Raw genomic sequence first — 9582 nt, forward strand, 5'->3', positions numbered from 1 at the left:
CTAAAGATCTTCCCTCCCCCTGCATAGCAGGGGGTTTATTTTTACTGTCACACAAACATAGCGGCGGTCACAGCTTCTCCCGGCTGTTCGCCGCTGTCCATATCTTTCTTAATATCCCGCAGAATAGCAAGAAATACATTCTTGATTTTTTCAATCTCTGCTTCGTGTTCGCCCATCTTCTGTGCGTTCAGAAATTGCAAATCCTGTCTTGTTTCTCCCCGATGTTCCGGGTGTTCTTTCATCAGATCGGACAGGGAAGCCGTTGCCAGTTCAATCAGCTGGTTTCTTGCCATGATACCCTTTGCCGCTGTGTCTTGAAAATAAATACGTATCAAATCCATCAGTTTCGGGAAGTTCCTGTGTTCCAACAGACGGTTGAGGATTTGCACATCGACTGTACCTGTCACAAGCCCTCTCACAGCTCCCTCGGACAAGCCCAATTCTGAAATATCATAGCTTTTACGGACACTCAAAGTAGACAAACCCAGTATGTAGTCCGTTGATACCTTAAATTCCTTTGCCACGCCTATGAGAATATCGCTGCTGACCGTCTTTGTTTCCCCACTGACAATGCGGCTCAACTGGGAAGCAGATACGCCTATCTTCTTTGCAAGCTGTTTTTGTGTAATATGGTTACCATTGCACAAATCAGAAATCCTCTGTCCGGGTGTTCCGGGTAAAGCCATACACAGCACCTCCTTTTCCTATTTCCCATTATACGGGAAAATTGCAGAAATGCAATTTTGAAATAGAATGTTGCCCTAAAATGCAATTCTCGCAAAATTCCGAGAATTGCATTTTTTTCGTGTAGACTTAGGGTAGTTCATCGATGAGCTGCACCTTGAAAAATGAATGACCGTCCGAAAAGGAATACCCCGGCAGGGGAAGCACCGCAACGAACCACTTCGGGACAAAATGTCCCGAAGTCCGGAGAGCGTGCCAACGCCGGAACACGCCGCAGGAATGGGACAGGAAGCCTTTTCAGAGAGAACGGCAAAGGAAAAATGGAGGGAACACATGAGAGAGAACCCATATAAACGGCTGCTGCCCATAGAGCGCAAGCCGGACGGTTCCCTTTACCGCATGACACCGGCACAGAAGAAACAGGCAAACGCCCTAATCCGCCGGGAGTGCTGCTGTTATGAGGACGGGAACTGTATGCTCCTTGACGATGGGGACACTCACACCTGCCCCCAGACCATTTCTTTCTCGGTCTGCTGTAAGTGCTTCCGCTGGTCGGTCTTGCCACAAATCGGAACGCTGGAAGCAGAGATTTTCCGGGATAAGGAGCTAAAACGCTGTGCGGTCTACGGCAGAGTGTTCGTCCCAAAGTCCAACCGGGCGAAATACTGTCCCGACTGTGCCGCCAGAGTTCACAGGCGGCAGAAAACAGAAAGTGAACGGAAAAGGAGGTCTTGTGTGGACAGTTAGGGGCTGAAAAGTCCTTGATTTACAAGGCTTTGCAAGCACAGAACAGGGGCAGCAATAGAAACTACCGTCTGCCCCCGGAAACAGGCTTCTAACCGTCCACAAAACACGATATGACAAACACCCTTTATATCCATCAGCCGGAAAAGGCGGTCAGCTTTACCCTGCTTCCTAATTTCCTTTTTGAAGCCCCCACATTCACACCCCTGTCCAACGAAGCAAAGGTACTGTATGCCTTTATCCTGCGCCGGACAGACCTGTCCCGGAAAAACGGCTGGGCAGATGAATATGGGCGCATTTACCTCTACTATCCCATCAACGAGATAGTGGAGCTGCTCCACTGCGGACGGCAGAAAGCGGTCAACACCCTGCGGGAACTGCAATATGCCGGACTGGTGGAAATCCAGAAGCAGGGCTGTGGAAAACCCAACCGTATTTACCCAAAATCCTACGAAGCGGTTCCAAACACCAACTTCAAGAAATCCGGTTATGGAACGCCAGAGGACTGAAAACCGCACTCCACAAGTACGATAATCAATCCTCTTGAAGTACGAAAACCGGACGGTATATAGAAATACAGAGATTAAAACGATTTTATTTATATCTTATCCATTCCTATCCTATCCGAGATATTTTCTGCGGGATTTTCCTGTGGAAAAGTCCCGGAAAGGAACGGAACGGGGAAAGGAGTTTCATGGCACAACACGCAATTTTACGATTTGAAAAACACAAGGGCAATCCGGCAAGACCGCTGGAAGCCCATCACGAACGACAAAAGGAACAGTACGCCAGCAATCCCGACATTGACACCAGCCGGAGCAAGTACAATTTCCACATCGTCAAGCCGGAGGGACGCTATTACCACTTCATTCAAAGCCGCATTGAACAGGCTGGCTGCCGCACCCGCAGGGACAGCACCCGGTTTGTGGATACGCTGATTACCGCCAGCCCGGAATTTTTTAAGAAGAAGTCCCCAAAGGAGATACAGGAATTTTTCCAGAGGGCGGCTGATTTCTTAATCGGGCGTGTAGGGAAAGAAAATATCGTGTCGGCGGTGGTACACGTGGACGAGAAAACGCCCCACCTGCATTTGGTCTTTGTCCCTCTGACAGAGGACAACCGCCTGTGTACAAAGGAGATTATCGGGAATAGAGCCAACCTCACAAAATGGCAGAACGATTTTCACGCCTATATGGTGGAGAAATATCCCGACTTGGAGCGTGGGGAAAGTGCCAGCAAGACAGGCAGGAAGCATATCTCCACCCGTCTGTTCAAGCAGGCGGTCAATCTCTCCAAACAGGCAAGAGCCATTGAAGCCACGCTGGACGGTATTACCCCGTTCAATGCCGGAAAAAAGAAAGAGGAAGCCCTCTCCCTGCTGAAAAAGTGGTTTCCGCAGATGGAAAACTTCTCCGGGCAGCTCAAAAAATACAAGGTCACGATAAGCGACCTTTTGACAGAAAATGAACAGTTGGAAGCCAGAGCCAAAGCCAGCGAAAAAGGCAAGATGAAAGATACGATGGAACGGGCAAAGCTGGAAAGCGAGCTGAAAGACATTCAGCGGCTGGTAGACCGTATCCCGCCGGAGGTGCTGGCAGAATTGAAACGGCAACAGCGGCATACAAAGGAACGGTGATTGATGACAGAAAACATTTCACGCCGCACAGTGGCATTGTACCTTGAAAACTGAATACAGAAAAAGGCGATATATGGCAAAAAAGCAACCGGACACAAATATCCCCCAGCATGAAATAGAAGCCCTTGCCCGGTGCTTACTTCCCGAAATCCAAAAATTCTTTGAAAGCCCGGAGGGTAAAAAAGAATTTGAAGAATGGAAAGTACAGAGGGCAAAAGAAAAGGAAAGGAGCGTATGACAAAAGCAGCGGTATCATTCACGATACCGCCGCTTTAATTGCTTATAGATCATAAAATTGTTCCAACAAATTGAACTAATGTAGCAATAGCCGCTCCGAATTGTGCAGTCCCATTGATAGCTTGTAATCCTTTTAGTGCTGTTTTAATGAACCCCTTTCGAGGACTTGCACTTTGTACCTCAGCTCGAATTACTTCAACACTGTCACTTATTTGTTCCTGCTCTTCTTGTGTAATATCAGTAGGCATGTGCTTCATAATATCAGAGATAATGCTTTCTAATTGAGAAACATTAATGCCATTGCTTTGAGTTGCATGAACTGTTGCGTTATCATTTGCTACATTCACTTGTGCCACGCCACCACTTACATTAATCATAAATTTTTTATCCTCATCATATCCCATCTGAATGCCTATTTCCGTAAGATACCCTTCAATATAATTGACAAAAGGAAGTACTATTCGATTACAAAATTCTTTTACAGCATCGTTCGCTTCCCTTGCATAACGAAAAGCCATATCATGGTAAAAGCTATGATAATTCTCTACAGCATATTTCAAATATTGATATGTATAGGAGATTTCCTCTTGCTTTGTATCGCCCATTGATGAGAAGCAAGTCCCGCTTTCAACCGGCTCAAAATCGTCTGGATTAACATATTGCTTTATGTATTCTGATATAATTTCATTTTCGTCAATATAAGCCATAAATTTCTTCAATAAAGCCATTCCCGTCTGATGATTGCATGTAATCAAACGGTTAGCAATTGTTCTAAATTCCATGGAAATTATTTTCAACTGTTTTTTATCAATGTTCTTCATACCTTACCCCACAAAACGGGCAATAACTCCCGCACATTTTATAAATTGGTTTGATTTTTGCTTCTCGCTTGCAGCAAGGATATTTCTCAACTTCCAAAGCTTCTATTCCATACTTAATAGGATATTCTTCTTCATGCTGTGGCTTTTTACCTGCCTTGAACGAGATAAATGAGCCTTGGAATTTCTTCTCCCACTTTTTCATCTCGTTATATATTAGATCATTTGCGTAATTCTTTGTCTTTTTCAACGCAAGCTCTATCACATCATCGGTAAAATAATTTTCCGCTTTTAGACCACAACTTGGACACCATATTTCAATAACATCTTCTGCGTGATAATCCCCTGGTTTTATTTTAAAAAATTCCCCGCATAGAGGACATTGCATTAAAACAAATCCTTGATCGTCAGCAGGTATTGATACTTCACCAATTATAGTACTCATACATTACCTCCTGCCTATATCTTGTATTATAGCGGAGCTTTTCATAAAAATCCACTCTTATTTTTGAGTAACAAAATCGGCGGCATCACTCATGATACCGCCGATTTTGCTTTAGCACTTAAGATATACTAAAAATCCGAAGCCGTCCCCGATTGGAACCGGGTTCGGATTATCATTATCTGATGCGGATAACAGGACTTGAACCTGCACGGTTGCCCACTGGTACCTAAAACCAGCGCGTCTGCCAATTCCGCCATATCCGCATATTCAATTATATTATCATCCTGTCTGATGATAAAAAAATAACGGAAAGCAAATGCTTTCCGCTAATGAGGCATCGGGGATTCGAACCCCGGACAACTTGATTAAAAGTCAAGTGCTCTACCGACTGAGCTAATACCCCATAAAAAAGGACTGGGCTAGCTGGATTCGAACCAGCGAATGCAGCAGTCAAAGTGCTGTGCCTTACCGCTTGGCGATAGCCCAATGGGCGAAGGGTGGATACAGGGATTCGAACCCTGGGCCTCCAGAGCCACAATCTGGCGCGCTAACCAACTGCGCTATACCCACCACAACGTGCCTGAAGGGATTCGAACCCCCGACCCACGGCTTAGAAGGCCGTTGCTCTATCCAGCTGAGCTACAGACACATGCTCTCTTTTCAGAGAAGCGGGTGATGGGAATCGAACCCACGTATCCAGCTTGGAAGGCTGGTGTTCTACCATTGAACTACACCCGCATGCTTGCGGTAATAAGTTTACAGCAGTCGGGGTGACAGGATTCGAACCTGCGGCCTCCTGGTCCCAAACCAGGCGCTCTAGCCAAACTGAGCCACACCCCGATATACCATTTACTTATGGTCTTTATTAAGTTTTTGTCGCTGTTGCTTTTCTCTCTTGCCTGACGACAAGTGATATTATATTATAGCTTTTTACAAATGTCAACACCTTTTTTGAATTTTTTTAAAAAAACTTTTTTTCACGTTTTTTCCGTCTATTCAAAGGTTTTCCTGTCATTTGCGACTTGCTTATGGTATCATAATCCTGATAATAAAGTCAAGAAGAAAATCTGGAAAATTAAGGAGATGTTTTTATGGATATAAAGTTATTTCAGCAGAAGCTCAATGAAATCTGCACCATCGCAGAGGAGAACGGCAAACAGCTCTCCCAGCAGCAGATTCGTGAGCATTTCGATGAATCTGATCTGAGCACTTCACAGCTTGTAAAGATCCTGCAGTATCTCAAATTAAAAGGTATCACTATCGAAGGTGCCGAGGAAGCAGCCAGCGCTACGGCGGCAGCAAATACCTCCTCTGAATCCGGAAGCGAGGAAGAACTTCCAGGCAGCCGTGCAGCCCTTACAGCTGAGGAACAGGCTTACCTCAGTGACTATATGGAAAGTTTTTCCCCGGAAGGACTTGATTCCGATGATCTCACTTCCCTCTTCCAGGCCTTTGCAAAAGGTGACACCGCTGCCGAAGGTGTTCTGACCCAGTTCTACATGGCCCAGGCAGCCCAGATGGCCGCTGAACTGAACTGTGAGGAGATTTACCTGGCTGACCTCATTCAGGAGGCGAATCTGGCCCTTCTGGCGGCTCTTAAGGAAACAGAACCCCAGCAGAAGAACGACGCCTGGATGCGCGGCCGTATCCGCAGCGGAATCCTCCATGCCATCGAGGAACAGACCCAGCAGAAATTCCGTGATGACTATCTGGTATCCAAGGTAGAAAATCTTGAATCCGCGGTAAAAGAGCTCACAGACGATGACGACACCACCAAATTCACCATCGATGAACTCGCCGTAATCCTGGATATGAATGTGGACGAGATCCGGGATGTGCTTCGGCTTACCGGGGATGATAAATAAGATCTTATATTATAACGAAAAAGCCTCAGTACATGCATAGCACCAACAACTTACCTGCTGCCTGTGTTATACCTGTCCTGAGGCATTATCATTCTATAGCAATTCTGAAAATTATTTTTTCTCATACTGCTCGATCATACATTGATGTTCTTTTTTATCCTTATCATAATTAATCGCTACAAGTAAAATATCTCCTGTGTACTCCAAAACAGAATCTGGATACTTCCTGTCTTTAATCTGCTGCATTGCAGTCTGAGCGTTCTGATTCCACTTCAATTCAACTACAAGCGCCGGATAATCACTTTTATATTCCGGCTTCGGAATAAATACAAAATCTGCAAATCCACGTCCTGATGGCAGTTCCCGAACCGGCTTGAAATAATACTGCATAGCGCTTAAATATGCAATCGCCAGCACACTGCTTAATGAATTTTCGTTATGATACTGAATAACGGAAACATATTCATTATGGATTTTTTCTATCTGTGCAGCTACCACCGGACAATCCATTTCCAATGTTGCATCCAACAGCTTCTCCGATTCCTGCTGAAAAAGGATCATTTCATTCCAGGCTTTACTTTCTACCGCAGTTGTCAGCTCCTGCCTGATCTCTTCATTGGGCACAAATGCCGTTTTTCTGGTCTGGTCATAACCAAGATATCCCAAATGGATCATATAGGTCAGTACATCATCTCTGCTCTTTATATTCTCTGTATCATTTTTGAATGTCGCTGTATTGACTTTCACAGATGCACCGGACAACATTTCTATGATCGATGTTTTCAATCCATCATAATTCATATTAATAAGAGGCACGATCGCTTCATAGGACGCTGTTTCCGACCAGTAACTCTTAAATTCACCTTTAAGCATCACGCTGACTACTGCTCTCGGATTATAAACCTGACAGTCCTTCAAAAGATATCCATCATACCATCGCTTCACTTCATGAAAATCCTGTTGATATTCTTCCGAAAGATTCCGCACCTCATCTTCTGTAAATCCGATATACGGTGCAAGATTGCCCGCACTTAACATTGTAAATTCATCAAAATTATTAAGCGCTGACTGTGTTGTTTCTTTTTTTACCGGGAGAATACCTGTAAGATATGCAAGTTGGATATATCTGGTTGGTTCCGTCCCTTTGAACATTCCTCTGAGAAAATTAATATACTCTTTCTGCACTTTGGAATTCGCCGCTGCATCTCGGATCAGAACATCCCACTCATCAATGATCACAACGAATTTCTGCCCTGTTTTCTCCCGGATTCTTGAAAGCGCATCTGGCAAAGATATCTCTTCTGATGGTAACACACATGGATAAATCGTTCTCAGCTCATCCAGTATACTCTCTGTGATAAATGCAACAATGTCATCTGCCTTTGCACAATTTGCCAGAAACCACTGAACATCTATATGGATTAAATCATATTTATTAAGATGTTTTCGGAAATCTGCTGCCTTACTGATCTCCAGTCCTGAAAACATTTTTTCGGAATCCGCTCCCTTGCTGTAATACGCAGTAAGCATATTCGCCGTATAGGATTTCCCGAATCTGCGCGGACGACTGTTACAGATATAGGCATCCATAGTATCCAGAACAGTATTTGTGTACTCCAACAATCCTGTTTTATCCACATATATCCTGGAATTCAGTGCTACCTGAAATGCGCTGTTATCCGGATTTACAAATCTTCCCATTTATGTCCGCCCCTTTCTGAAACTATATACTATATCCCCGTACTTCTTGCTTTACAGTATATCGTAATCTATTCTGCATCGTCAATGGCTGTTGTCACAGAGTGTGACATCCTCTCCTTCTGCCTTATAAAAAAGAGGCTTCGATCCAATGTAAACATTCAAAGTATACATTGAACCTGGCCTCTTTTGTATGATATAAATTATCTGATTGTACTGACTGGACAATGAAATAATACGGAACTTCCATAACTGTTCGCTGATCTTTTGTTACGGTGATAACAAGCCGGTAGCTGCCGGAGCCTGTCCGTCCTTTGCTCCGGCGTATAATTTTGCCTGGAATTGATAAGCCTTTCCTTTTGCTTCCGCAACATCCGAATTTAATGTCAGGTTTACATCCTGAGACGTTGCCCATGTAAGCGGAATTACATGGCAAGACAAAAGAAACCTGTACATCGAGTACAAATGACAGAAGGAAAACGAAATATTATCCATCAGCTCCTTGAAGAGTATGACATCCAGTCTGCTGAAGATATTCAGGACGCACTTAAAGATCTCTTGGGCGGCACCATTAAGGAAATGATGGAAGCAGAAATGGATGATCATCTCGGCTATGAAAAATCAGAACGCTCAGATAATGATGACTATCGCAATGGTTATAAGCACAAACAAGTCAACAGCCGATACGGTTCCATGGAAATCGAAGTGCCGCAGGATCGTAAATCAACATTTGAACCACAGGTCGTAAAAAAACGTCAGAAAGATATTTCTGATATTGATCAGAAGATCATTTCCATGTATGCCAAAGGAATGACTACCCGGCAGATTTCTGAAACCATTGAAGATATTTATGGGTTTGAGACATCAGAAAGCTTTATTTCTGATGTGACCAATAAGATCCTGCCACAGATCGAAGACTGGCAGAATCGACCGCTGGACGAAGTATATCCCATTCTCTACATCGATGCGATCCACTACTCCGTAAGAGACAATGGCGTGATCCGAAAGCTCGCAGCTTACGTAATTCTGGGAATCAACACAGAAGGAAAGAAAGAAGTTCTGACTATCAGTGTTGGTGATAATGAAAGTGCAAAATATTGGCTTTCTGTTATGAATGAGCTAAAAAACCGGGGCGTAAAAGATGTACTGGTTATCTGTGCGGATGGCTTAACCGGTATCAAAGAAGCTATTGCTGCAGCTTTCCCCAAAACCGAATATCAGCGCTGTATCGTGCATCAGGTAAGAAATACTCTAAAATATGTCCCTGATAAGGACAGAAAAGCATTTGCCACGGACCTGAAGACCATTTATCAGGCGTCTGACGAAAAGAAGGCCCTGGCAGCCTTAGACCGTGTGACAGAAAAATGGGCACCGAAATATCCGAATTCCATGAAACGCTGGAAAGATAACTGGGATGCGATCTCTCCAATTTTCAAATTTTCAGCAACGGTCAGA

General features: G+C 44.2%; 10 protein-coding genes, 7 tRNA genes and 1 pseudogene. 6 read left to right on the top strand and 12 right to left on the bottom strand.

The window, feature by feature from the left end:
* Nucleotides 1-53: 53 nt before the first annotated feature.
* Nucleotides 54-686: pseudogene (locus G5B06_RS17945) on the bottom strand (helix-turn-helix domain-containing protein); the annotation flags it as partial.
* Between the two features lie 331 nt (nt 687-1017).
* On the opposite strand from G5B06_RS17945, the gene G5B06_RS17950 reads away from it, so the two are divergent.
* The 4 genes from G5B06_RS17950 (at nt 1018) to G5B06_RS17965 (ending at nt 3302) form a co-directional block, all read left to right on the top strand.
* A complete protein-coding gene (locus tag G5B06_RS17950) occupies nt 1018-1431 on the top strand; it encodes a cysteine-rich VLP domain-containing protein (RefSeq protein WP_202030871.1) in 414 nt (137 codons plus the stop codon).
* 110 nt (nt 1432-1541) lie between these two features.
* Complete coding sequence (locus G5B06_RS17955) at nt 1542-1937, top strand: replication initiator protein A (protein WP_173772674.1); 396 nt, start codon at nt 1542-1544, stop codon at nt 1935-1937.
* A gap of 185 nt (nt 1938-2122) precedes the next feature.
* Nucleotides 2123-3064: a MobV family relaxase gene (gene mobV / locus G5B06_RS17960; RefSeq protein WP_173772676.1), complete on the top strand. Its 942-nt coding sequence runs from the start codon at nt 2123-2125 to the stop codon at nt 3062-3064.
* Between the two features lie 73 nt (nt 3065-3137).
* Nucleotides 3138-3302, top strand: a complete 165-nt coding sequence (locus G5B06_RS17965) for a hypothetical protein (RefSeq protein ID WP_173772678.1) — start codon at nt 3138-3140, stop codon at nt 3300-3302.
* Nucleotides 3303-3351: 49 nt separating this feature from the next.
* Here the strand turns inward: G5B06_RS17965 and G5B06_RS17970 are convergent, their stop codons facing one another.
* From G5B06_RS17970 to G5B06_RS18010, 9 genes are all read right to left on the bottom strand, one after another.
* The gene (locus G5B06_RS17970) at nt 3352-4122 is read right to left on the bottom strand and encodes a hypothetical protein (RefSeq protein WP_173772680.1); all 771 of its coding nucleotides are present in this window, start codon (nt 4120-4122) and stop codon (nt 3352-3354) included.
* Nucleotides 4109-4564, bottom strand: coding sequence for a TFIIB-type zinc ribbon-containing protein (locus G5B06_RS17975; RefSeq protein ID WP_173772682.1), 456 nt, complete (start codon nt 4562-4564; stop codon nt 4109-4111). The genes G5B06_RS17970 and G5B06_RS17975 overlap by 14 nt, the downstream gene beginning before the upstream one ends.
* A 183-nt stretch (nt 4565-4747) precedes the next feature.
* A tRNA-Leu gene (locus G5B06_RS17980) sits at nt 4748-4827 on the bottom strand.
* Nucleotides 4828-4894: 67 nt separating this feature from the next.
* A tRNA-Lys gene (locus tag G5B06_RS17985) sits at nt 4895-4967 on the bottom strand.
* An 11-nt stretch (nt 4968-4978) separates the two neighbouring features.
* Nucleotides 4979-5050: transfer RNA gene (locus G5B06_RS17990), tRNA-Gln, on the bottom strand.
* A 10-nt stretch (nt 5051-5060) separates the two neighbouring features.
* Nucleotides 5061-5134 (bottom strand) — tRNA-His (locus tag G5B06_RS17995).
* 5 nt (nt 5135-5139) lie between these two features.
* Nucleotides 5140-5213, bottom strand: a tRNA-Arg gene (locus tag G5B06_RS18000).
* An 18-nt stretch (nt 5214-5231) separates the two neighbouring features.
* Nucleotides 5232-5302 (bottom strand) — tRNA-Gly (locus G5B06_RS18005).
* Between the two features lie 27 nt (nt 5303-5329).
* Nucleotides 5330-5404 (bottom strand) — tRNA-Pro (locus tag G5B06_RS18010).
* Nucleotides 5405-5655: 251 nt separating this feature from the next.
* On the opposite strand from G5B06_RS18010, the gene G5B06_RS18015 reads away from it, so the two are divergent.
* Nucleotides 5656-6429 carry an RNA polymerase sigma factor region1.1 domain-containing protein gene (locus G5B06_RS18015; protein WP_173772684.1) on the top strand — a complete coding sequence of 258 codons (774 nt, stop codon included), beginning with the start codon at nt 5656-5658 and terminating at the stop codon, nt 6427-6429.
* A gap of 111 nt (nt 6430-6540) precedes the next feature.
* Here G5B06_RS18015 and G5B06_RS18020 read toward each other — a convergent pair whose 3' ends face one another.
* Entirely contained in the window at nt 6541-8130 is a 1590-nt protein-coding gene (locus tag G5B06_RS18020) for an AAA family ATPase (RefSeq protein ID WP_173762650.1), read from the bottom strand.
* A gap of 267 nt (nt 8131-8397) precedes the next feature.
* A complete protein-coding gene (locus G5B06_RS18025) occupies nt 8398-8568 on the bottom strand; it encodes a hypothetical protein (RefSeq protein ID WP_173762651.1) in 171 nt (56 codons plus the stop codon).
* Here G5B06_RS18025 and G5B06_RS18030 point away from each other — a divergent pair.
* Nucleotides 8557-9582, top strand: a 1026-nt coding sequence (locus G5B06_RS18030; protein WP_173762652.1) for an IS256 family transposase, incomplete at its 3' end; no start/stop codon positions are given. The genes G5B06_RS18025 and G5B06_RS18030 overlap by 12 nt on opposite strands.

Source organism: Blautia luti (genome assembly GCF_013304735.1).
In the GTDB taxonomy this organism is placed as follows: domain Bacteria; phylum Bacillota; class Clostridia; order Lachnospirales; family Lachnospiraceae; genus Blautia_A.

Coding starts and splice junctions, on each gene's coding strand:
- G5B06_RS18015 (WP_173772684.1), top strand. CDS start 5,656: ATGGATATAAAGTTATTTCAGCAGAAGCTCAATGAAATCTGCACCATC.
- mobV (WP_173772676.1), top strand. CDS start 2,123: ATGGCACAACACGCAATTTTACGATTTGAAAAACACAAGGGCAATCCG.
- G5B06_RS17950 (WP_202030871.1), top strand. CDS start 1,018: ATGAGAGAGAACCCATATAAACGGCTGCTGCCCATAGAGCGCAAGCCG.
- G5B06_RS17965 (WP_173772678.1), top strand. CDS start 3,138: ATGGCAAAAAAGCAACCGGACACAAATATCCCCCAGCATGAAATAGAA.
- G5B06_RS18020 (WP_173762650.1), bottom strand. CDS start 8,130: ATGGGAAGATTTGTAAATCCGGATAACAGCGCATTTCAGGTAGCACTG.
- G5B06_RS17975 (WP_173772682.1), bottom strand. CDS start 4,564: ATGAGTACTATAATTGGTGAAGTATCAATACCTGCTGACGATCAAGGA.
- G5B06_RS17955 (WP_173772674.1), top strand. CDS start 1,542: ATGACAAACACCCTTTATATCCATCAGCCGGAAAAGGCGGTCAGCTTT.
- G5B06_RS17970 (WP_173772680.1), bottom strand. CDS start 4,122: ATGAAGAACATTGATAAAAAACAGTTGAAAATAATTTCCATGGAATTT.